Annotated in this window: 19 protein-coding genes; 11 read left to right on the forward strand and 8 right to left on the reverse strand. The window is 39.7% G+C overall.

The window, feature by feature from the left end:
* The first annotated feature begins 60 nt into the window (after nucleotides 1-60).
* From KEM09_RS15535 to KEM09_RS15545, 3 genes are all read left to right on the forward strand, one after another.
* Nucleotides 61-2490, forward strand: a complete 2430-nt coding sequence (locus tag KEM09_RS15535; protein ID WP_212229675.1) for a LamG-like jellyroll fold domain-containing protein — start codon at nucleotides 61-63, stop codon at nucleotides 2488-2490.
* Nucleotides 2491-2567: 77 nt separating this feature from the next.
* Nucleotides 2568-3035, forward strand: a complete 468-nt coding sequence (locus KEM09_RS15540; protein WP_212229677.1) for a DoxX family protein — start codon at nucleotides 2568-2570, stop codon at nucleotides 3033-3035.
* Between the two features lie 97 nt (nucleotides 3036-3132).
* Nucleotides 3133-4635 carry a Gfo/Idh/MocA family protein gene (locus KEM09_RS15545; RefSeq protein WP_212229679.1) on the forward strand — a complete coding sequence of 501 codons (1503 nt, stop codon included), beginning with the start codon at nucleotides 3133-3135 and terminating at the stop codon, nucleotides 4633-4635.
* A gap of 333 nt (nucleotides 4636-4968) precedes the next feature.
* Here the strand turns inward: KEM09_RS15545 and KEM09_RS21960 are convergent, their stop codons facing one another.
* Together KEM09_RS21960 and KEM09_RS15555 are read right to left on the reverse strand one after the other, a co-directional pair.
* A complete protein-coding gene (locus tag KEM09_RS21960) occupies nucleotides 4969-8301 on the reverse strand; it encodes a 3-keto-disaccharide hydrolase (protein ID WP_244825049.1) in 3333 nt (1110 codons plus the stop codon).
* 58 nt (nucleotides 8302-8359) lie between these two features.
* Entirely contained in the window at nucleotides 8360-9676 is a 1317-nt protein-coding gene (locus KEM09_RS15555; RefSeq protein ID WP_212229681.1) for a Gfo/Idh/MocA family oxidoreductase, read from the reverse strand.
* A gap of 189 nt (nucleotides 9677-9865) precedes the next feature.
* Between KEM09_RS15555 and ispE the strand changes: the two genes are divergently transcribed.
* Nucleotides 9866-10681, forward strand: a complete 816-nt coding sequence (gene ispE / locus KEM09_RS15560; RefSeq protein WP_212229683.1) for a 4-(cytidine 5'-diphospho)-2-C-methyl-D-erythritol kinase — start codon at nucleotides 9866-9868, stop codon at nucleotides 10679-10681.
* A gap of 32 nt (nucleotides 10682-10713) precedes the next feature.
* On the opposite strand, the gene KEM09_RS15565 is transcribed toward ispE, so the two are convergent.
* From KEM09_RS15565 to tgt, 4 genes are all read right to left on the reverse strand, one after another.
* A complete protein-coding gene (locus KEM09_RS15565) occupies nucleotides 10714-11037 on the reverse strand; it encodes a biotin/lipoyl-containing protein (protein ID WP_212190620.1) in 324 nt (107 codons plus the stop codon).
* An 11-nt stretch (nucleotides 11038-11048) separates the two neighbouring features.
* On the reverse strand, nucleotides 11049-12593 hold the full coding sequence (locus KEM09_RS15570) for an acyl-CoA carboxylase subunit beta (protein ID WP_212190618.1): 1545 nt from the start codon (nucleotides 12591-12593) through the stop codon (nucleotides 11049-11051).
* 171 nt (nucleotides 12594-12764) lie between these two features.
* Nucleotides 12765-13847, reverse strand: a complete 1083-nt coding sequence (locus KEM09_RS15575) for an LptF/LptG family permease (RefSeq protein WP_212229684.1) — start codon at nucleotides 13845-13847, stop codon at nucleotides 12765-12767.
* Nucleotides 13848-13972: 125 nt separating this feature from the next.
* A complete protein-coding gene (gene tgt, locus KEM09_RS15580) occupies nucleotides 13973-15103 on the reverse strand; it encodes a tRNA guanosine(34) transglycosylase Tgt (protein WP_212229686.1) in 1131 nt (376 codons plus the stop codon).
* A 217-nt stretch (nucleotides 15104-15320) separates the two neighbouring features.
* Here tgt and KEM09_RS15585 point away from each other — a divergent pair, with 217 nt between their 5' ends.
* The 7 genes from KEM09_RS15585 (at nucleotide 15321) to KEM09_RS15615 (ending at nucleotide 21196) form a co-directional block, all read left to right on the forward strand.
* Nucleotides 15321-16439, forward strand: a complete 1119-nt coding sequence (locus KEM09_RS15585; protein ID WP_212229688.1) for a glycosyltransferase — start codon at nucleotides 15321-15323, stop codon at nucleotides 16437-16439.
* Nucleotides 16430-17038 (forward strand): RNA polymerase sigma factor, encoded by a 609-nt coding sequence (locus KEM09_RS15590; RefSeq protein ID WP_212190605.1) that lies wholly within the window; start codon nucleotides 16430-16432, stop codon nucleotides 17036-17038. The genes KEM09_RS15585 and KEM09_RS15590 overlap by 10 nt, the downstream gene beginning before the upstream one ends.
* 59 nt (nucleotides 17039-17097) lie before the next feature.
* A complete protein-coding gene (rsmG, locus tag KEM09_RS15595) occupies nucleotides 17098-17718 on the forward strand; it encodes a 16S rRNA (guanine(527)-N(7))-methyltransferase RsmG (RefSeq protein WP_212229690.1) in 621 nt (206 codons plus the stop codon).
* A 190-nt stretch (nucleotides 17719-17908) separates the two neighbouring features.
* Nucleotides 17909-18067: a 50S ribosomal protein L34 gene (rpmH, locus tag KEM09_RS15600; RefSeq protein WP_212190601.1), complete on the forward strand. Its 159-nt coding sequence runs from the start codon at nucleotides 17909-17911 to the stop codon at nucleotides 18065-18067.
* A gap of 171 nt (nucleotides 18068-18238) precedes the next feature.
* Nucleotides 18239-19027, forward strand: coding sequence for a PASTA domain-containing protein (locus tag KEM09_RS15605; protein WP_212190599.1), 789 nt, complete (start codon nucleotides 18239-18241; stop codon nucleotides 19025-19027).
* A gap of 86 nt (nucleotides 19028-19113) precedes the next feature.
* Nucleotides 19114-20193 carry an RluA family pseudouridine synthase gene (locus KEM09_RS15610; protein ID WP_212229692.1) on the forward strand — a complete coding sequence of 360 codons (1080 nt, stop codon included), beginning with the start codon at nucleotides 19114-19116 and terminating at the stop codon, nucleotides 20191-20193.
* Between the two features lie 31 nt (nucleotides 20194-20224).
* Nucleotides 20225-21196, forward strand: a complete 972-nt coding sequence (locus tag KEM09_RS15615; RefSeq protein ID WP_212229694.1) for a D-alanine--D-alanine ligase — start codon at nucleotides 20225-20227, stop codon at nucleotides 21194-21196.
* A 116-nt stretch (nucleotides 21197-21312) separates the two neighbouring features.
* On the opposite strand, the gene KEM09_RS15620 is transcribed toward KEM09_RS15615, so the two are convergent.
* Together KEM09_RS15620 and KEM09_RS15625 are read right to left on the reverse strand one after the other, a co-directional pair.
* Nucleotides 21313-22329: a hypothetical protein gene (locus KEM09_RS15620; RefSeq protein WP_212229696.1), complete on the reverse strand. Its 1017-nt coding sequence runs from the start codon at nucleotides 22327-22329 to the stop codon at nucleotides 21313-21315.
* 170 nt (nucleotides 22330-22499) lie between these two features.
* The gene (locus KEM09_RS15625; RefSeq protein ID WP_212229697.1) at nucleotides 22500-23219 is read right to left on the reverse strand and encodes a helix-turn-helix transcriptional regulator; all 720 of its coding nucleotides are present in this window, start codon (nucleotides 23217-23219) and stop codon (nucleotides 22500-22502) included.
* Nucleotides 23220-23310 lie beyond the last annotated feature (91 nt).

Raw genomic sequence — 23310 nt, forward strand, 5'->3', positions numbered from 1 at the left:
CCTAAGCAGAATTCATTTACTCTTTAAAAACTTATATTTGCCTTACAACACTAATTATCTATGAACCCAGAAATTCGCTATCTACAGCTCGTATTAAGTCTTCTTTTTTCCACCTGTCTATATGCTCAATCTACATTAGATAAAAACATGCTGGGGTGTAATAGTAGAGTTGTACTAGAAGTTGAATCGGCGTTGGAAGCAACATCAGGTATTGAAAAAGGTATTGATACTTTTATTCCGACATGTACTGATTATAACTGTTTAGAAAGAATTTTTAAAATACTATCAAGAAAATTTGAACAAGCCCCCAATTCGCATTTCATCATAATCAATCAGCATCATAGTGATGATGTATGGAATAAAGCCATTGAAAAAAGCGCTCTTGATAAATTACTTATTGAAACTAAACAAAGACTCAGTAAACAACTATACACATGCACATTAGACTCAAGCACTCTCATTTCTTTCTCAAATAAAACAACTCGTTATAGTTTTAATTTCAATGATTATATAACTAACAGTGGTGATCGTATTTCATTCCATGAAAGAGCTAATGACTTCCTACTAACAAAATTAAACCTTGATTCTTCAGACACAATTATTAATGAACCATTAAACACCTGGGTTAACAGTTTAAATACCGATTATAGCCAACCAGTTATTAACCTGTTAAAGCTTTGGGATAACACTGGTAAACGACCGCATTTTATTGTCTGTAAAAGTCATGAAGCGGAACAAGGCATAAGCATCACCAATATCATTAATCAAACGGCCTTTAGAACGGTTAAATTCACTATGGATAACAAGGTGTTTGCGCCGGTAAAAATCAGTGAGAAACCAGATTTCTTAAGCGGAGGTCGTGTTAGCTTCCCCATTGCGCCAGAGCAACAGTACAAATTCGAAATTACACCTAAAGCAAAAGGCTACAGATTCTCTCCGGATATTTTCAGATTTACGGCAGAACATGAAATGATTGAAGTACCTATAACTGCTATTCCTTTACCACTTAATCACAAGCAAATAATACTATTTAACTTTGATAATTCTGAGGCGCCAGGTGCTAATCATGTCGATAACGTATATGCATCGTCAAATGCTATGTTGCAAAAAGACGATGAGCGAGGCAAGGTGTTTTATTTTGATGGCCATGGAGATTATATTGATTGTGGTTCTCATTTAAACATTGATTTTAAAAAACCTATTACCATAAGCATCTGGGTGAAACCAGAAAAGATGGATCAAGACCATAGTCTGGTCGGTTTGGCAAATATCTTTTCAATGAAGATTAGAAATAATCGATTAACCTTTACACATACGGATGTTTTAGATATAAACTTTAAAGACTACCCAATTGAACCCAACAAATGGCATCATCTGGCAATTGTTAACGAACCAAATAATCAGCTCACATTTTTTCAAAACGGTGAAAAGATTGGAATATCCAAAATAGGTGAGATAGAAAATACAGACCATGCCCTTTTAATTGGCACAAACATCTGGGGTGAATACTACCAGGGATTTATGGATGATTTAATTATCTGGAACCGGGCACTTTCTGACAACGAAATTATTCAGCTTAGCCAACTTGAAACCAGTCATAAAAACCATAATCTAATTATTGTTTTAATTGCACTTGCTTTAGCAGCTCTGACATCTACTATTTGGTGGCTCAGAAAACGATCGCCAAAATCAATAAATCAGCCTGATAAAGTCAGTAATACGACAAACTCCCCGGCAATTAATACAGAGCAGACTCGCCAGGTGAATTCTTGCATATCAACATTCGGCGAATTTCGGATCATCACCAGCGATGGTCATAACCTGGCTACGGAATTATCGCCAAAGGAAAAACAATTGCTGATTTATCTGCTGTGGCACACCTATCGAAACAACAAAGAAGGTGTTTCATCCAGACAGCTATCAGAAGACCTCTGGCCCGGTATTTCTAAAGACAGGGCAAAGAACAACAGGAGTACCTACATGCAACGATTAAGGAAATTATTAAATGATTCAACAGGTATACAAATCACCTACTCATCCAATAAAAAATGGATTTTAGAGCTACCGCCTTCTTATACATGCGATTTAGTCACCTACGAAAAGGTTAAACAACAACTGAGCAAAGAACGTAACATCGACAACCTTCAGATGTTTCTTAACACTTTGCTTGATGGTAATTTTCTATCGCAAACCCGAAATGAGTTAATCGACACCTTTAAAAGTGAAATTGAAAATGAAATCATTTTACTTTTAACTGATCCTGATATTATTGAAATAGCTAAAAACTCCAATCGAATTATTCCAATAATTACTGCCGCGATCAGGAAGTACGATCCCTTAAGTGAAACAGCCTTATCACTAGAAATTAATTGGCTATCTAACATCGGGCACCATGGGCGGGCACTTGAAACTTACCAAAAATTCTGCAACGATTATGAAGCTTTATATGGTGAAGTTTTTAATCGAAAAATGGATAAACTGCTCACTTAATTAAGGAATTACCCTATTCATTACTCCTTCCTTTTATCCTTCAAACCTCATCTTAGTCAATATTTAATAGTATTAAGATGAGGAATAATAAATCAGAGAAAATTGCTTTAACCTTATTAAGAATAGCTATTGGCTGGTTATTTTTTCATGAGGGCATCAACAAACTTATCACTGAGGGATGGACAGCAAAAATGTACCTCTTGCAGTCAAATGGTCCGCTACAATCCCTTTATCATTGGATAGTCTCCAACGAGTCTATTCTGCAATTCACCAATTACAGTTTAATCGTTGCTCTAACGCTAATCGGGCTGGCTCTGATAATTGGTTTATATGAACGATTTTTCACAATCGCCGGCATCATTATTCTGGCTTTGTTTTACTTTGCTTACCCACCCTGGGGCGAATTAATCAATAACCATACTGAAGGTAATTACCTGCTGGTAGATAAAAATATGATTACCGCCTGTGCTTTACTGGCGCTATTTCACTTTAACATTGCTAAGGAATTTGGTCTCGATCGATTCCGTTTCAAACCTAATAATTAATCCGGTTCAAGCTGAAACGAACCTGTAAATCGGATTCTAATTGCTCAGTTAAAAATCGATTTACGAGTTCTGCTTGAACTTAAAAAAAATTCAAATCATGAAGAGACGAGATTTACTTAAAGGGCTGGCAGGAGTTCCTTTTTTAGGAGCTTATGGCTATCTGCTCTTAGATAAGATAAAACATACTCCAGATATAAATGACAATCCATTTATTCATTTTTTAGAAAAGAAACTACCATTACCGGCAGAACAAACACCGTATTCTAGCGATGGTAAAAAATTAAGAATCGGAATTATTGGAACAGGCAGCAGAGGCAGCTATTTAATGAAAGCTTTAGGCTTTTTGCCACCTGAAAGCATTGATCAGATGAATGAAAAACAGCAACTGCTTTTTAGTGAACAGCCCGATCTTAATGTTGAAATTGTTGCCATTTGCGATCTTTATCAACCTCGCGCCGAGAAAGCAGCACTGGCAGCAGCAAACATTGACAGGCATGGCACACTAAAATTCAATAGGCCAGCTGTTAGAATCTATGCATCATATATGCAATTAATTGCTGACAATACTGTAGATGCCGTTGTGATTGCAACAAGTGACCAATGGCACGCCCCCATTACAATTGAAGCTGCCAAAGCCGGTAAACATGTTTATTGCGAAAAAGCCCTCACGCATAATCTGGAAGATGTTTTTAAGGTAAGGGATGCGGTGCTTAGCAACAGAATTACCTTTCAATTGGGACATCAAAACAGGCAAACTGAAAATTATATCCGTTCTAAACAAATTGTAGATGCCGGCCTGCTTGGAAAGGTTAATCTGGTTGAAACATCAACTAACCGTAACTCAGAAAATGGTGCGTGGCTTTACAATATACCTGAATCAGCCAACGAGCAAAATGTGGACTGGAAACAATTTCTACGCAATGGAAATAGACACTTCAATAAAGAACACTTTTTCAGATGGCGTTTATTTTGGGAATACAGCACCGGTCTTGCCGGCGACTTATTAACTCACGAATTTGACTGTATTAACCAAATCCTTGGAATGGGTATACCCGAAAAAGTAAGCGCTTCGGGAGGTATATACCATTGGAAAGACAACCGTGAAGTACCTGACGTTTTTCAGGTCATGATGGAATATCCAAGTAAGAACATGTCTCTGATGTACTCAGCATCTCAGGCCAACAGCGCCAACCGGCCACGCCTGATTATGGGAACCGATGCATCACTTGAAATAGGCGGAAAAATTAATTTAAACGTCGATCCGGGCTCCAGACTCTATCAAAAATATTTAAAAAATAACCTGGTACAGCCAAACAATGCTGTCTGCTTAAACAATGCTGAATCATTGAAACTTGATGGTATTAGTTCGGCTACTGAAAAATATTTTGCTTCACGAGGATTATTATATACAACGCATAATGGTAAAATGATGGATACTACCCACCTGCATTTGGCTGAATGGTTACATGCCATCAGAACGGGTTCAAGCACCAGTTGCAACATTGATCGCGCATTTGAAGAAGGCATTACAGCACAAATGGCCACTTTAGCCTACCGCGAAGAAAAAGTCAAAAAGTGGGATGGTGACAGAGTCATTTAACCTGAGTTTGATTTAGATATTAAGATGCCGATTAAAATAAACACTTGAAACCACGACGAAAAGAGATGCAACGGAAGAGAAAACATACTTTACCAGCGTCAAGGTGCGTTTCGCTCCGGTTTGGTGATTTTCGCTCACATTTGGAGCAGTTCGCTCGCATTTAGAGCAGTTCGCTGCTGACGAGTAAATGTTTTCCTTTGGCGTGAAGTATATTTATTGCCTTCCATAGGTGTTCGCTCTAATGTGGCGTCCTTCGCCTTGCATTAACACAGAATGTATAAAAAAGCCTCGCAGAAACTATCATCTACGAGGCTTTCTTATTTCTCTTTAATTCTACAACTCCTTAATTCTAATGTTTCTAAAAAAGACCTCAGAACCATGGCCTAAAAAGCCAATATGCCCTTTTGTACGCTTAAGTCCCGGATGATCTTTCCCATCCAAAGTACCATTGGATGATGCTTCAGCAATATCACCATCCACAATTACTTCACCGTTCAATATTACTTTTACTTTGTTACCTTTTACAATCACTTCTTCAGTATTCCATTCTCCAACGGGCTTTAAGTAACCTCTTTTGGCAGCTATAACACCATAAACCGAACCATGATACTGGTAAGGCTGCAGCTTAGCATAGACAGGAGCCGTATTATCCAGAATCTGCAACTCCATCCCCACATAGGCTGCATCTCCTTCCAATGGTGCCCTGATACCCAATCCATTATTAGCCCCAGGTGTTAGTTTAAATTCAAAGCGGTAAATAAAATCAGCATATTCCTTTTCGGTGTATAAATTACCATGGCCTCCATTCTTTGGTTTTATTACAATCTCGCTATTCTCAACCAGGTAATCCGTTTTATTACCAACCCAGCCATTCAGGTCGGTCCCATTGAATAAGGCTACAAACCCATCAGCTTTTTCTTCTTCAGTCAGGTTAAAACCGGCCACATCCAGCTCCCTAATGTACACATCCCGAAAGGCCAGGTCGGTACCATGAGCCTGCAACTCAATTGGACCGGAGGCAAAAATAGGTAGTGAACGATCCCAGTAGTTTTCCATCACCACATTATCAACTACCAGCTGTCCATTCAGGTATACCGTTACGCGTTCGCCAACCATGCGAATCCTAAAGGTATTCCATTCACCAATTGGATTATCTGCCACTAATAATGGCTTGCTTTCATGCTTCTGGTTATTGTACAGTCCACCAGAGCCAACCTGTGCCCCAACATCAACCCGTGAAGTATCCCATACCTGCACCTGAGGCGTTCCTCGCAGATAAATACCACTGTCGCCATGCTTCGTTATTCGCCAATCAACTATCATTTCAAAGTCACTGTACTCTTTCACCGAACACAAATTATGACCTTTACCATTAAACACGATATGCCCATTCTTCACCGACCAGTTCTGAGCCATCTTCTTATCGGCTTCCTTTTGTAACTGACTAAGTTTATAAGGAGATAACTTCTTAAGCTTAATCGGATTGTCAACAAACCCTTGCCAGCCACTCAGGTCTGTGCCATTAAACATTGACACATAGCCTTTATCAGTCGTCATAGAAGCCAGATAAGTCTCAATATCAATTTTTAAATACTGGCTATCAGGACCTGTTATCAGTGGAAGAGCTTTCATTAAACCATCCCTGATGATGTTACCATCCAAGCCATTTCGTTTCCCTGCATCATGCATAGCCACTTTCACCAAAGCATTGGCTGCTTCATTTTTCAAGGCACTATCATCAAGATAAGTTGACAAGTAGATGAACGTCAGATAGGTCTTAACTGATGACAAGGCATTCAGCACCTCTTTTTTCTCTGCATTTCCTTTTGCCAGAGGCATTACCTTGCGCATTAACAACAGTTTTTGATCATCGGGCAATTGCGATGATGCAACTTTACTAACATAGCCACTGAATGCCTTTTTGTATGTTTTGTCAGATGACGCCCCTTCGACAATGGAGTACAAAGCAGGCAATGCAGCTGTTCCGCTCCATTGTACCAAAGCCTCCAATGCTGCTGGTGAGTGTTCATTTTGATAAGCCTTATACACCAATTGAACAGCTTCCTTGCCACCTATCGCGCTGTACACCGGAATAAACTTATTGAACTCATCATACTTAGCCGCCTCAAATATTTTATTCTTTGCTACCTCTTTCTTTTCCGTTTGCTCGTAAGCAGCAACAATGGCTTTAGCAATTAGCTCACTATCCTCAGATGCTTTTACGCCTTGAAATAATGCTAATAAAGCTTCCAGATCCTTTTCTCCCGAAACTGAGGCCAAATTTTGCAATGCCACACTGCTTTGCTCACCTCCCTCTTTGACTATATCCATCATCTTATCAAATGCACCTTTATACTGTTTGGCACCCCAAATGTCCATTAACACAGCTTGCCCCACTACCGGAACCTGATTAAAAATGTTTAAAGTCTGCTCAACATTGTTTTTACTAACACTTAATAACAGCGCCTGTCTGGCTGCCTCCACATCCGCCTTAGCCGTATGGTTTGCCAGAAAATCAAGAATTACAGTAATACCTTCTTCCCCGTTGAGAATTGCATAACAAATGAGTGCCTCCTGACGAACACCGCCATCCTTTGAATTTACCAACACCTCAACAGATGTAGCATCAGTTGCCTTTCCAGTCTGTGATACCAGGTAGAGAATTTCTTTTTGCACTTCCGGTGATTTTCTGCGTTGCATTTGCTTAACCCATGGTTCCAAAGGTGTCTTCTGTCGAATAGATTCTTCAATAGCTGCTCCTCTATAAACCTTATCCTTACTCTTTAATGCTCCTAACAGGAGAGCATTCGTTTGAGCCATATCGCTCAGCTCGCACATCAGTATCAACGCACCGGTTTTAACCTGCACGGTCGATGTTTTTTTATTAATTGTTGTAGCTATCTGCATAGCTTTTACAGGATCTGTTGATGCTATTTGCTCAACATAGTCAAGTAATGCAAAAACAGCCTGGTTAGCTGAAGGATTGTAACTTGCTACTTTGGCTTCCTGCATTATCAATTCTTCTGAAGCTTCGCACGGCATACTTGCCAAAGCACGTAAAACATCTGCTTTAAGCTCGGTTGTTCCATTCGGATATAAACCAGCTAATTGACTGGCATAGCTAACATCATTACATTGCCCCAGAGCTTTAACCAAACTAAGTTGAGCGGAACTTCCTGCATTTCTTAAAGCCTCAGAAAAGTACTGAGCCGACTTAGAAGCATCTGATAATAGCATGCTTTTAACGGCTGGCTCCCTCAGCACATCATCACTTAAATAGCTGCTTAAAGCTTGTACACATTCCGAAGAACCAACAAATTCCAGTTGACGAATAAAAAAGGCTTTCACCTCATTGGTTGTTGACTGTTCAATCATTTTCAATAACTGATGTTCCCATTCTTTGGACGCGTTCTTCTCCAATGATTGGCTGATATACTTAGAGTAACTCTCAACAGCAAAGCGGGCTTTGGTATCATCACCGGTGCCCGGTTCCACTATTTGCAGACAAATTAACTCACGAACATCAGGTCCCAACTGCAACATGTCTTTCATTAGCTTATCGCGATAAGCCATATTATTGACTGGCATCTGCACCAGCAGGTCGGCCACCTTGGTATCAACAGTTCGATTTATTTGAGATTGCGCTGATGTTATCACCAATAACATCAACAAAAGATTAAGTATTCTTTTATATAAGTACATAAAATTCATTGTTTAAGGTTGATTAGATGCTCCAGTTGCCACGCATAGGTTGATTCAACAGACGATTTGCTCCATCGTCATTAATGAACTCCTGCTTTACCGGATCAAAGTGTAAAGTTCGTCCAAGTCGTAATGCCACTATTCCCATGTTTACAATGGTACAAGAGCGATGACCGTTTTCTTCGTTAAGTGCGAACTTTTTACGCGTGCGCACCGACTCATGGAACGATGTAATCTGTGGCTCCGGATCCGGCATGGAATCAATGATACCTTTCAAATTCGGAATGGTTGAACGGAAACCTTTGTATATCTTACCTTTGGGTCCTTCAATATATGCAGCATCCTGATCTTTGTTTTCGCCATCCAGAATTATCTGGCAACCATCTGCATAGGTATAGGTAATTTTTCGCCAGGTACCTACTGCATCCGGGTGTTGCTGGGGAGCATCCACCTCTACCTTAACCGGACTGGTGTCATCTTTACCCAGAATGTATTGCACCGGATCGATATAATGCTGGCCCATATCACCCAAACCACCACCATCATAATCCCAATAACCACGGAACTTTGTATGTACCCGGCGAGAATTATAAGGTTTAGCCGGAGCTGGTCCTAACCACATATTATAATCCAATGTCTCCGGCACTGGTTGCGGAGGCAAATTATGCTCACCTTGCCAATAGAACTTCCAGTTATATCCGGTTACGCCACTGATGGTTACTTTTAACGGCCATCCTAATACACCACTATCAATAGCCTTCTTAAGGGGTTTAACAGTGGTTCCTAATCCATAGAAATTATCTTTAAACCGAAACCATGTATTTAGTCGAAACATACTGCCGCTCTTCCTCACAGCCTCAACTACTTTTATCCCCTCCCCAATGGTACGGGTCATGGGTTTCTCACACCATATATCTTTACCTGCCTCTGCTGCCATAACCGACATAATACCATGCCAGTGAGGAGGCGTGGCAATATGAACAACATCAACATCTTTTTGCTGTAACAAATCCCTAAAATCGGTATAAGCTGGTATACCTTTACCAACTTTATCAATTGCTCTTTTAAGATGATTCTGATCAACATCACAAATAGCAACCAAGCGGCCTTCCCTTGTAAGGTGATGACCATAACCAATACCTCCCATTCCAATGATGGCCTTGGTAATTTGATCACTCGGAGCCGTGTAACCTGGTCCGCCTAACACATGTCGCGGAACAATCGTAAGAGCAGTCAATCCAAGCAATCCTTTTTTTAGAAAATCTCTCCTTTGAATTCCATTTTTATCACCCTGCTGTTCTTCAGAACAACAAGTGATTTCTTTTTTATTTTCCTTCATTAGATCTGAATTATGATATAATTTCCAATTATTCAATGATATGACTTCAGATCAAAACTACTTAGCTACAGGGTATTTAGAGGGGTAACAAGCTGAGTAACGCCCTTTATTAACCGTCAGAAATATTTCGATTATTAACTTTTTCTCAAACAAAGAGAAATAGTTACTTTGCAATCAAAGAACAACAATATGATTTGCTATCCCAACGCTAAAATAAATATAGGGCTTAATGTGGTTGAAAAAAGGCCTGATGGCTACCACAACCTTGAAACCGTATTTTTCCCTATTCCATTAAGCGATGCTCTTGAGGCTGTCCGTAACACAGAAAGTAGTGAACAATACCAATTTAGTTCCTCTGGGATTGAAGTTGACGCTGCTCCAGAGGATAATATTTGCATAAAAGCTTATGAATTACTAAGAGCAAGATACGAACTGCCAGCATTAAAAATTCATCTGCACAAAATGATACCTTTTGGTGCTGGATTAGGAGGTGGATCGGCTGATGGCGCATTCATGCTTAATCTACTGAACAAAGAGTTTAACCTTAATGCTAAGGAAGAAGAGCTTCTTGAATTGGCTGCCCATCTAGGAGCTGACTGTGCTTTTTTTATCAAAAATAAACCTTCGTATGCCACCGGAATTGGCAATATACTACAAGACGTTGAATTGGATTTAAGCGATTATTACATTGCTCTTATAAAGCCACCTATTCACGTTTCCACGCCGGATGCTTACAGAGGTATCATTCCAACTCCTTCATCGCATTCGTTAACCGATTTAATTCAGCTCCCGGTTGAACAATGGAAACACCATATTAAAAACGACTTTGAGCAATCGGTTTTTGCCAAATATCCGGAGATTGGCAAAATAAAAATGGAACTCTATGAAGCTGGTGCCAGTTATGCCTGCATGAGCGGAAGCGGTTCCAGTGTCTTTGGATTGTTTAAGACAGAACCTTCTTTGAATATGCCGCCATCCTATTTTACCTGGATAAAAAAGCTATAAAGTAAAAGGGCTGCAAATTGCAGCCCTTTCTCTTATTCTATCACCACCATTAAGTGGTTCTTCGGAATTCTATCACCTTGTGACACTTTTATTGAAACAACCTTGCCATCGTGTGGCATGGTAATCTGGTTACGCATCTTCATGGCTTCCAGAATCAAAAGTGATTCACCTTCTTTCAATGATTGACCTTCTTTCACAAACACCTCACAAATTGTTCCAGGAATGTAGGACAATATGTGGTTTGGATTTGGCGCCTCATATTTTATACGATTTTCGAATTTCTTGGTGAGTTTTGTCTTATACTTCATGCTAAGTATAGCAAAATCAACCAATCCTTCTGTTTTCTGTGTACTCATATGCGCAACTATTAAAATGGAGGAATACCATGCTTTTTAGCAGGACGATGATCATCTTTACCGGCCGATACCTCAATGGCATGCAGCAATAAAGCACGTGTTTCGCTTGGCTCAATTACCGAGTCAATGTAACCCTTAGCAGCAGCGACATATGGATTAGCAAACTTCTCTTTGTACTCTTCCACCTTGATGGCACGCATCGCATCTTTATCCTCAGCTTCATCAATATCTTTCTTGAAGATGATGTTAGCCGCACCTTCTGGTCCCATAACAGCAATCTCAGCCATTGGCCATGCAAACATAAAGTCTGCACCCAGGTGACGTGAGTTCATGGCGATATAACCACCACCATATGCTTTACGAAGAATAACCGTTACTTTAGGTACAGTTGCCTCTGAGTATGCATACAGTACTTTCGCTCCGTGACGAATTACACCGGCATGCTCCTGGTCTACACCTGGCAAGTAACCTGGCATATCCTCAAGAGTGATAATAGGCACATTAAAGGCATCACAGAAACGGATGAATCGAGCCGCCTTATCTGAGCTGTCACAATCAAGTACACCGGCCAATACCATTGGCTGGTTGGCTACAAAACCAACTGTTTCGCCGTTTAAGCGACCAAATCCAATGACAATGTTCGCAGCCCAAAGTTCCTGAATCTCGAAGAAATCAGAATCATCAACAATAGCTTTGATAACATCACGAACATCGTAAGGTGTTTTAGGATCAGAAGGAATAATATCTTCGATCTTACCTTTGAATTTAGGTGGTTTTGGAGGGAAAGCCTTTGCTTTCTTACTGTTATTCCAAGGAATAAAGGTAATCAGTTTCTTAATCTGCTCGAAACATTCAGCTTCGCTGTTTGAGAAAAAGTGAGCATTACCAGTAGTTTCAGCGTGTACACGTGCACCACCCAAATCTTCCATCGAGATTTTTTCACCAAGCACTGATTCAATTACGCCTGGTCCGGTAATAAACATCTTAGAAATATTCTCAACTACAAAAACGAAGTCTGTCAATGCTGGAGAGTATACTGCACCACCCGCACATGGACCCAAGATAACCGACAGCTGAGGTATAACACCTGAAGCTAAAGTGTTACGGTAGAAAATCTCACCGTATCCGGCTAAAGAGTTCACACCTTCCTGAATACGAGCACCACCTGAATCGTTAATACCGATCAAAGGCACACGCATTTTGAGAGCGTGATCCATGATTTTTGTGATTTTACGGGCATGCATTAATCCTAATGATCCCCCGGCTACAGTGAAATCCTGAGCAAAGATACAGATAGGTGCACCATAAATGGTACCTGTACCGATAATTACCCCATCACCATGCAACTGCTTTTTGTCCATTCCGAAGTCACGAGCTGTGTGCTCAACAAAAAGGTCGTATTCGGTGAAAGAATCTTTATCAACGAGTGCAAGGATTCGTTCGCGAGCCGTCATTTTACCCATGGCTGCTTGCTTTTCAATGGCTTTGTCGCCACCACCCTTTTGCACTTGTTCCTTTCTTTTCCGAAGGTCAAGGATGTGTTTTTTCAATGACATAATCCAAAAATTTGATTTAACCTCTATTAATCAAAATATTAATTTAGCATCCTGATTAATAATTTTTCAGAGTGCATAATTACTAATTTATTTTTTTTAACAAAAGGAATAAAGTAAGATAGTACGCTTTTCAACAACGGAACAACCTGTGCAAATAGTCAGTTTCTTAGACTATTTAGGCGCCCTCATGTACAAATAAAATCCTATGGCAGCAAAAACAATATTGGGTAACCATACAGCCAACATTGGATTCATATTACCATTTACGGCAAAGGTGGTTGAAATTGTCATGAACAAAATATACGAAAAACTCAACGCAATACCAACTCCAATGTGCAGCCCCATACCGCCCCGCACTTTACGCGATGCCAATGACACCCCAATTAGGGTTAGAATAAAGGCGCTGAAGGGTGATGCCACCCGCTTATATTTCTCAATAAGAAACTCCTCAAGATTTCCCACGCCGCGCGCTCGCTGCTCATCAATATAATTATCCAATTCGGTATTGGTCATCATCTCAAAATACTTGCGCTCTTCCTGAAAGTCTTTAGGTGTTACATTGGCAATCAGGGTATCCATTTTGGAACCGCTGCTTATCTTATGCTCTACCCCATCGGTAAACTCGCGTAGCACATAGTTCCTAAGCTGCCATTTACCCGAAGTAGTATCGTATTTGGCATAACGGGCTGATAACTTGGATACCAATTCTTTTTCGTCGTATTTTTCCATCGAAAAGTGATCGCCATTCCCGCTATAAGCCCGGTACTTATCCAGGTAAACAAACACACCCGGTTCTATTTGCATATGAATCTTGTCTAGCCCTTTGGCTTTCCTGTTTTTAACATAGACATTTTCAAACTGTATACGAGTTTGGTTGGCCGGCGGAATTACATAGCCACCCAACAGAAAAGAGAACAACCCAATGATAGCAGCTCCCAGAAAATAGGGGAACATCATACGCCGGAAGCTAACGCCACTCGACAAAATGGCAATAATCTCTGTTTGATAGGCCATCTTTGAAGTGAAAAAGATAACCGCAATAAATACAAATAGCGGGGTAAACAGGTTGGCAAAATAGGGGATAAAATTCTTATAATAATCAAGCACAATCGCCTTTAAAGGAGCCCCGTGTTCAAAGAAATTATCAATCTTTTCGGTGACATCAAACACCACTGATATACTAATTATCAACAGTATGGCAAAAAAGAATGTCCCTAAAAATTTCCTAAGTATATAAAGATCAAGTTTTTTCAAAACTTTCTGTTTAAGTTTAGTGAAGCCTGCTACAAAAGAACGAAAAAATAGTTACAAGCTAAATAGTAAAACTTCAATCACTCCTTTGTTATAGACAACTAATAGCTCTTGCACACTCATTACCATTAAAGGCGAGTTGTCAATTTTTTAACCATCACATCTTTCCATTGCGCAAAATCGCCTTCCAATATGTGCTTACGTGCTTCGCGCACTAACCATAAATAAAAGGTCAGATTGTGCATACTGCCAATTTGCGCCGCCAACATTTCTTTAGAAACATATAAATGACGCAGGTAGGCCTTGGTATAATGATGATCAACAAATGATGTTCCATTAGGATCGACAGGTGAGAAATCGTTTTTCCACTTCTCATTGCGCATATTTAGTATGCCTTCGGAGGTAAAAAGCATGCCATTACGCCCATTGCGTGTAGGCATTACACAGTCGAACATATCTACACCCAATGCAATATTTTCAAGTAAGTTAGCAGGTGTACCCACTCCCATCAGGTAACGCGGCTTATCTTTAGGCAAAATACCATTGACCAGCTCTACCATTTCATACATCACCTCTGTTGGCTCACCAACTGCCAGTCCTCCAATGGCATTACCCTCACGATTCTGCGAAGCAATAAATTCAGCCGACTGAGTTCTTAAATCACGATAACCGGCTCCTTGCACTATCGGAAAGAATGTTTGAGAATGTCCATACAACGGTTCTGTCCGGTCAAAATGATCAACGCCTCGTTTTAACCAGCGATGCGTGAGCTCCATCGACTTTTTGGCGTAAGCATATTCAGCATCTCCCGGCGGGCACTCATCCAGAGCCATAATAATATCAGCCCCAATGACCCGCTGAATATCCACTACATTTTCGGGCGTAAATAAATGCTTTGAGCCATCCAGGTGTGAACGAAACATAGCACCTTCTTCAGTCAGTTTTCGGTTATCACTTAATGAGAATACCTGATAGCCTCCACTATCGGTCAACATTGGTTTATCCCAACCGTTGAATTTATGTAATCCGCCTGCGGCTTTTAATATATCCAATCCAGGACGCAGATACAGGTGGTATGTATTGCCGAGAATAATTTGGGCCTTCACATCATCTTCCAAATCACGAAAATGTACCCCTTTAACCGAGCCAACAGTTCCAACTGGCATAAAAATAGGCGTTTCAATTTCACCATGATCGGTTGTTATTTTCCCAACGCGCGCACTACTTTTGGCATCGGTATGTTGTAGCTCAAATTTCATTTTCCTTGTATTAATGACATTTCTAAATCTGCCTATCATTGTAAGATAAAACAGCCTGCAAATATACAACAGCCGCTTTATAAATAAAATGCAGAAAAGAGGTTCTTACACTAAAAACTGTTTCGTCGTCTTTTTTTTGAAACGATGTGCAAAAATGACTTGATAAGAACAGGCTTTTCATAAAAATATGTTGCATTTTTGACTAAAATTCAAAACTGTGGACGAATCAATACTATATACCTTAGGTGGCATTTTTATCTTTTCCTGGCTTTTTCAGCTCTTTTACCTGCTATTCTTTCTTTTAAAGCCATCGCGATTTAAACCTCTAACGTATGATAATAAACAGCGTCCTTTATCAGTGATTATTTGTGCTAAAAATGAAGCTTCAAATCTTAAAAACTTCATTCCCAAGATATGTAATCAGGATTATCCCAATTTTGAGGTCATTGTGGTAAATGATTGCTCAACGGATGACTCAGAAATGGTGTTAGCACAATTAAAGACTGAATTCAGCAACCTCTATTACACCAGCATTCCACTTAGCAAGCAACATTATCAAGGTAAAAAATTAGCGCTCACAATTGGTGTAAAAGCAGCTAATAATGAACATTTAGTGTTTACTGATGCTGATTGCTACCCAACATCCGACCAATGGCTAACAGAAGTAAGCAGTCAGTTCACCGATGAAAAACAAATAGTAATTGGCCATGGCCGCTTTGAGAAGCAAAGATCATTCTTCAACCTGTTTTTGCGCTACGAAACCTTTTTCAACGCAGTACAATACATGGGCTTTGCATTGCGTGGCAAACCATTTATGGCGGTTGGCAGAAACATGGCTTATACCAAATCTTTGTTTGAGCAAAGCGATGTTTTTAAGCCATACTTAAACATGGCTTCGGGTGACGATGATTTGTTTATCAGACGTTGCGCCAATAAACATAACACAACCGTTCAATTAAATTATGAGAGTCAAACCATATCACTGTCACCACACAATTTCAGTGAATGGATAACTCGTAAATCGAGGCATTTAACCACGGCACCTGCGTATAGGTTTGGGATAAAATGCTGGCTGATTATGGAGCCCCTGACTCGTCAAATAATGTGGCTTCTAACACTTTGTTCACTTTTTTTTCATATTTTTGTTCCTTTAACAATTGCGTTATTTGCTCTCCGCATGCTGACTTTACATATTGTATTAGCCAAAGCAGCAAATAAAATGGGAGAAAACAAGTTATTCTGGGCAACCAGTATTTTTGATTTTATAACGCCTTGGTTAGTTGGGAGTGTTTGGGTAATTAATATTTTTAGTGCAAAGAAGAAGAAATGGAAGTAAATCCGAATCTATCTGATAAGGCAAAATACGACTTAGATTTAGTGGAAGTAGCAGTTAAAGGCGATCAAAAAGCCTATGCTGAACTCATGGGCCGCTACAGAGATGCCATTTACTTTATGCTCCTGAAAATGGTGAATAACAAAAGTGATGCCGAGGACCTGACGATTGAGGCCTTTGGTAAAGCTTTTAAGAACATTCACCAATACTCACCAAACTATGCATTTAGCACATGGCTGTTCAAAATAGCCTCTAATAACTGCATTGATTTTCTTAGGAAAAAGCGCAATAACATCGTTTCTATTGATGGTGGCATTTCGGATGATAAAGAAAACGATCAGCCGATACACCTGAAGGATGAAACGCCCGACCCGGAAGAAAATCTGATAAAGCAGCAAAAGAAGATATTAATGCGGACGGTGGTAAAGAAACTTAAACCCCGCTATCGCATTTTAATTGAGCTTCGCTATTTCAAGGAGTTCTCATATGAAGAGATTGCCGAAGAGCTGGATCTTCCGCTTGGAACCGTAAAAGCCCAATTATTCAGAGCCAGGGAACTTCTCTTTAATACCCTTAAAAACTCTGATATCAAACTGGGGTAAGCTCTTAATTTCTATTCTAACATTTAGCATTCAGGATAAGTTATCCTGCACATCATATCATGGAATTAATTAAAAAGTACTTTCCGAATTTAGATCCTGCTGTTGAAGAAAAACTCAGCCGACTGGGAGATTTATATGCCGACTGGAATTCGAAAATCAATGTCATATCGCGCAAAGACATGGACCACTTCTATGAACGTCATGTTTTGCATTCATTGGGCATAGCAGCATTCATTCAATTTGAAACAGGCACTCAAATCCTGGATGTTGGCTGTGGTGGTGGTTTTCCGGGTATTCCTCTGGCTATAATGAATCCTGGCAGTCAGTTTCACCTCATCGATTCGATTGGCAAGAAAATTAAAGTGGTGAAAGGCGTTGCTGAGGCATTAGGCTTACAAAATCTTACAGCTGAACAAATAAGGGTTGAAAATCATCCAAAGCAATATGATTTTATTATCAGCCGGGCAGTAACCGCCTTTCCTGATTTCGTAAAACTTTGTCACAACAAATTCCTTCCAACGAATAAAAATGCCATTACCAACGGCATCATCTATTTAAAGGGAGGTGACTTTGAGGGTGAAATAAAGCCTTTTAAAAAGAGGGTATCCGTAACTCCATTAGCCAACTACTTTGAGGAGGAGTTTTTTGAGACGAAAAAGATCATCCATCTGTCGATGTAAGCAACAGTGGGTTTAAACTTTATACAAACCTAAAAAAGCATTCATTTTTTTTTGGAAGATAAAAAAAACATGTATTTTTGCAGTCCGAAAAGTTAAGGTAACAACATTGACTTAGCTCTTCAAAGGAGGAAGATCCCGAACGAATCCATTTGAAAAGCGACTATTACGAAGAATAAAAAAATTACATACAATGAAAAGGACATTCCAACCATCGAACAGAAAGAGAAGAAACAAGCATGGTTTCCGCGAAAGAATGGCTAGCGCAAGTGGTCGTAAAGTATTAGCTGCAAGAAGAGCTAAAGGACGTAAGAAATTAACTGTTTCTAGCGAAAAAAGACATAAAGCTTAATTAAGAGCTTTCACGATATAAAAAGTAAAGAATCCACTATGGGTTCTTTACTTTTTTTATGCCCATAACTCTGATAGCAGAAGTTTTACTATTTTTGACCATCTGTTACCAACCAGCATTTTTTTACTCTTGAAATAAAAGTAAAAAAGCGGTATACAAATCAACATGCTTATGTCAACGATCAAAGGAATAATCAATAACGTATTTGTCAAAAATATTGTCATAGCAATTGGAGTCATCACACTGGCATTAATCGCCACTTTTGTTAGCTTAAATATTTACACCAACCACGGTGAATACTATCCTGTACCCGACTTTAAAGGCCTGACTGAAGAGCAATTCAGTCAATTAATTGAAGAAAAAGGCTTTCGCTATAACATCATCGACTCGGTACATATTGATGGCTACCTGCCCGGTGCAGTCATTGAACAAATACCGGCTCCTGGTAGTATGGTAAAGGAAAATCGTAACATACACTTTACCATCAAGGCCATTGCGCCCGAAAAAGTTCAGATTCCTAATCTGGTGGATTACTCCTTACGAAATGCCAAAGTAATATTGGAGTCGTACGGACTGGTAACCGGTGAACTTATCTATGTACCAAGCGAATACCGCAACCTGGTTATTCAGCAACTTTATAAAGGCAAACCGGTTGAGCCGGGAACTGTGGTATTAAAAGGATCGGTGATCGATCTGCACATTGGTAAAGGCCTTAGTACCGAACGAACCAATGTACCGGATTTAAAAGCGCTTACGCTTGAAGAGGCTAAAAACTATTCTGCCTCTGTTTCTTTAAATATTGGTGCGGCCATATATGATGAATCTGTCATTACAGCAGAAGATTCCATAGCGGCATTTATATGGAAACAACAACCATCAGCCGAAACAGGCGAACGCATACCTCTTGGCGCTTCCATTGATGTTTGGTTAAGTGTGGATACTGCCAAAGTGAGTTATTAATGGCTGAACGGAAGACCGAGGACTGAAGTTGGCCGGTTGTGAGTGAAGAGGTATACAAATAGAAGAATTAACTAATTGATAATAGAATGACAGAGCACATACAGGACGATGAGTTGGATGAGTTGGACGAACTGGATGAAGCAAATGGTTCGGACGATGGTAATGAGTTGTATGAGCACTATCGCTTTGTAACTGATCCGGGACAAAAGCCACTGCGCATCGATAAATTTTTGGTCAACCGTATTGAGAATGCCTCGCGCAACAAAATACAGGATGCAGCGGCAGCCGGTAATATTCGCGTCAACGATAAACCCGTTAAATCCAATTATAAGATAAAAGCCAATGAGGTGATCACAATCGTGATGTCTTTTCCTCGTCGTGAACTGAAGATTATCGCACAGGATATACCTCTGGACATCCCCTACGAAGATGAACAGCTGATTATCATCAACAAGAAACCAGGAATGGTTGTACATCCGGGACACGGAAACTATACAGGTACTATGGTTAATGCTTTGGCCTGGCACCTGAAAGATCTGCCGCTTTTCAATTCAGAAGATCCTCGCCCGGGATTGGTTCACCGTATCGATAAGGATACATCAGGATTGTTGGTCGTAGCTAAAACAGAAGAAGCCAAGAACTTCCTGGCCCGTCAGTTTTTTGAAAAGACATCGACACGAACCTATGTAGCACTGGTGTGGGGACAACCGGCCGAAGATGAAGGTACCATCATTGGCAACATTGGTCGCAGCTTGCAAGACCGCAAGCAGATGGCCGTATTCCCGGATGGAGAGCGTGGTAAGCATGCCGTAACACACTATAAAGTACTGGAGCGTCTGGGTTATGTTTCGCTGGTAGAATGTAAGCTGGAAACAGGACGTACGCACCAGATTAGAGCGCATATGAAATACCTTGGTCATCCACTGTTCAACGATGAACGCTATGGTGGCGATCAAATCTTAAAGGGTACTACTTTTACCAAGTACAAGCAATTTGTGCAAAACTGTTTTAAGATTCTGCCAAGGCAAGCTCTGCATGCAAAAACCCTGGGTTTCATTCACCCGACTACCAAAGAATACATTGACTTTAACACGGATATTCCAGAAGATATGATGGAAGCCATTGAGAAGTGGAGAGGTTATATTGCAGGAAGAGAAAACGACTAATCGAATAACAATCAATCATATATTGACCACAATGAAAAACATCGGTATTATTTACGGTGGCTATTCTTCTGAAATCATAGTTTCTGAAAAAAGCAAGGAAGGCGTTATGTCCTTTATTGACGCATCGCGCTATAATCGCTACCCCATTTTGATTACCAAAGAGAAGTGGTGTGCCAAAGTAGATGACAACGAATACCCGATTGATAAAAATGATTTTTCATTTACCAAAGATGGTCAGAAAGTCAATATTGATTTCGCATACATAACCATACACGGCACACCTGGCGAAGACGGCTTGTTACAAGGCTACTTTAATATGCTGGATATTCCGCACAGCACTTGCGATGTGCAGGCTGCCTCCATCAGTTTTAACAAGTTTACCTGCAACACTTACCTCAAGGGATTTGGTGTGGCTGTGGCCGACTCGGTATTGGTGCGCAAAGGCATCGATTATGACGATAAGGCGATTATTGAACAGTTGGGATTACCCTGCTTTGTTAAGCCCAATGCAGGCGGCTCCAGCTTTGGCATTACCAAAGTACAAGAGGGCGGTCGGTTAATCGAAGCCATTGAGAAAGCCTTTACCGAAAGTAACGAGGTGATTATTGAGCAGTTTATCAGTGGTACTGAGGTGACTTGTGGTTTGTACAAAACCCGAACGAACCAGGCAGTTTTTCCAATAACAGAGGTGGTGAGCAAAAATGAATTCTTCGATTTTGAAGCCAAATACACGGCCAGCAAAGTAGAAGAAATTACACCGGCCCGCATTGAAGATAAGGTACGAGATCGCATCCAATCCATCTCGTCACTCATTTACGATATTCTGGGATGTAAAGGCATTGTACGAATCGATTACATCATTAGCGATAATAAAATATTCCTACTCGAGGTGAATACAACTCCAGGCATGACAATAACCAGTTTTATTCCGCAGCAAATAGAAGCTGCCGGATTAGATATACAAAAGGTATTCAGCGAGATAATTGAAGATGCTAGCTTGTAACTACTTCATTTAATAATTCTATCATCATTCACTGCAAATCTAATATGTTAGAGCTATACTAAGAAAGGCTACCCATATTCAGATAGCCCTTTCGATTGTTTATATTACTCAAAAAATTAGTCGACCTCTAACACATCATCCTGATTTGTCCAAGGATCCCATGTAAATGTAAACATCTGTAAGTCAGCTTGTATTGCATCTGCTTTGACTACAACATTAAGCCACTTACTAACGCCTCCAATAATTTTAGTATTTTCAATATCTAATACAATCCATTTAACAGGCACATAGTTACCTCCTTCATAAGAATATATCTCAACAGCAATCGGCAGGCATTTTCCTGCTGTTGCATCTGCATTCGACCAATAGATTGTGCCAAGGTTTTTTTCTGATGTAAAAAATCTATCCCAGTTATTTCTAATTTTAAGATATTCATAGTCAATACCAGCTTCGTACGCCGGCTCCTGATAAAATAACCTAGCGTGATAATTTTGAATATCTACACCACTTTCAAATTCAAATGTCACAATTAACTGTCCATAATTTGTTGACATGGGGATATTAATGCTTGAAGGATTAGCAGCATAGTCATCATTAATAACAACAGGAGCAGATTCGCCACTAAATTCAACAAAAGGTACAACATTTGTGCGCAACTCCTCCGCCATTTGCGCTGAAGACCAACTTCCACCCGGTCTTACATCAGTAAAGGCAACAAGACCTGGTGCAACTTCTTTAAAAACGCCACTAGGATATATTACATTACCAAAGAAAATTTTATGGTCCCCAATAGTTGGAGTTGGGGGAGTGACGGCAGTTGTAGTTGCTGTAAAAATATTTGTGCCATACCACACATTCTGAAGTACGGGCCCATCATTACCTGACCCATCATCAACAATATTATACTGATCAATCACATCCGGATGAACTGACTCAGCCTTAAGCTCCATAGCAGTAACGGTAACAGGAATATCTCCTCTGTTAACATCGCCTCCTTTTAGGCCTGTTTCATTTAAACCATCAACAACATTGAAGTGCACATCTGTGGTTTTTACATCGCTCACTTCATTATCTTTCTGACAGGCAGACAACACCATTGCTGTGACTACAGCAAATAACAATACTTTTTTCATAGTTAATAAGTTTGAAATTAAAAGTTAATAATCATGGTGGTTAAATAGCATGAGATTTAGGATTTCTTATATTTGTGTCTCCCAGACTTTAAAACCTGAAGTAAAATTATGGCTGGCTATAATAAAGTTCAATAACCCCAAAGAGGTATTTTACGGTGATTATACGAAATTTAACTAAATAAGCTTGATTTTCCAGCCATGTAAGCCAGACATGCAGTATTTTTTACACCAAGCTTATGTAGAATGTTTTTACGATGTTTCTTAGATGTATGGGTACTAATATTTAAGACCTCACCAATACACCTATCTGTTTCGCCCTTAACAATCAACTGCAATATCTCTTGTTCACGCATAGATAAGGAGCTAACTAATTTTTGGTAATATTCTACTTCTGATAATTCATGCTCCAGATTAATTTTCAATGGCGATTGCTTTAATTGTATTCCTATTCGAAAATGTTCAGTGTCATAGCCCTTAACCTCAGGCTTTGTAACCATAAAGTAATAAGGAACATATGACAAATGCTGTTTAAACCTAAGTATTCCATTTAAGAAAGAGGCATGCCCCTTTCTTTTTGCTATGCGTTCCAATACTCTAATACGGCGAGCATCATCAGGGTGGATAGCAGAAAATATGAAACGCCTCAAAACCGGTCTTTTAAATACGTGCTGATTAAGGTTATTACTTTTCACAAAACGCTCGTCAGCATAAACTATTTTATCTCTATGCGTATCAAATAAAAACACGCCTAAATTCAATGAATCAGGTATCTGTTGAAAGATATAATTGTTTCGAAGAAAAACATCGGTAATTTTCCTATATAAGCTCTCCATACTATCGAGAGTGGCAGGTACAATAGCTTGCTTCATCTGCTCGCGATCAGTTATCATTTTGTTTGATTTGTATAGTCCCTCAGTCAACACGAATAAGTCGACCAAAATTATCTCGCAGGCAAATTATAATTCATTGACATAAAAGTCA

The sequence above is a fragment of the Carboxylicivirga mesophila genome (genome assembly GCF_018271975.1).
GTDB lineage: Bacteria > Bacteroidota > Bacteroidia > Bacteroidales > Marinilabiliaceae > Carboxylicivirga > Carboxylicivirga mesophila.

Excerpts from the sequence above, each read along its gene's own strand:
- rpmH (WP_212190601.1), top strand. The coding sequence starts at position 17,909 with ATGAAAAGGACATTCCAACCATCGAACAGAAAGAGAAGAAACAAGCAT.
- rsmG (WP_212229690.1), top strand. The coding sequence starts at position 17,098 with ATGGAATTAATTAAAAAGTACTTTCCGAATTTAGATCCTGCTGTTGAA.
- tgt (WP_212229686.1), bottom strand. The coding sequence starts at position 15,103 with ATGAAATTTGAGCTACAACATACCGATGCCAAAAGTAGTGCGCGCGTT.
- KEM09_RS15565 (WP_212190620.1), bottom strand. The coding sequence starts at position 11,037 with ATGAGTACACAGAAAACAGAAGGATTGGTTGATTTTGCTATACTTAGC.
- ispE (WP_212229683.1), top strand. The coding sequence starts at position 9,866 with ATGATTTGCTATCCCAACGCTAAAATAAATATAGGGCTTAATGTGGTT.
- KEM09_RS15555 (WP_212229681.1), bottom strand. The coding sequence starts at position 9,676 with ATGAAGGAAAATAAAAAAGAAATCACTTGTTGTTCTGAAGAACAGCAG.
- KEM09_RS15570 (WP_212190618.1), bottom strand. The coding sequence starts at position 12,593 with ATGTCATTGAAAAAACACATCCTTGACCTTCGGAAAAGAAAGGAACAA.
- KEM09_RS15540 (WP_212229677.1), top strand. The coding sequence starts at position 2,568 with ATGAGGAATAATAAATCAGAGAAAATTGCTTTAACCTTATTAAGAATA.
- KEM09_RS15605 (WP_212190599.1), top strand. The coding sequence starts at position 18,239 with ATGTCAACGATCAAAGGAATAATCAATAACGTATTTGTCAAAAATATT.
- KEM09_RS15625 (WP_212229697.1), bottom strand. The coding sequence starts at position 23,219 with ATGATAACTGATCGCGAGCAGATGAAGCAAGCTATTGTACCTGCCACT.
- KEM09_RS15610 (WP_212229692.1), top strand. The coding sequence starts at position 19,114 with ATGACAGAGCACATACAGGACGATGAGTTGGATGAGTTGGACGAACTG.
- KEM09_RS15545 (WP_212229679.1), top strand. The coding sequence starts at position 3,133 with ATGAAGAGACGAGATTTACTTAAAGGGCTGGCAGGAGTTCCTTTTTTA.
- KEM09_RS15535 (WP_212229675.1), top strand. The coding sequence starts at position 61 with ATGAACCCAGAAATTCGCTATCTACAGCTCGTATTAAGTCTTCTTTTT.
- KEM09_RS21960 (WP_244825049.1), bottom strand. The coding sequence starts at position 8,301 with ATGTTATTGGTGATAACATCAGCGCAATCTCAAATAAATCGAACTGTT.
- KEM09_RS15615 (WP_212229694.1), top strand. The coding sequence starts at position 20,225 with ATGAAAAACATCGGTATTATTTACGGTGGCTATTCTTCTGAAATCATA.
- KEM09_RS15620 (WP_212229696.1), bottom strand. The coding sequence starts at position 22,329 with ATGAAAAAAGTATTGTTATTTGCTGTAGTCACAGCAATGGTGTTGTCT.
- KEM09_RS15590 (WP_212190605.1), top strand. The coding sequence starts at position 16,430 with ATGGAAGTAAATCCGAATCTATCTGATAAGGCAAAATACGACTTAGAT.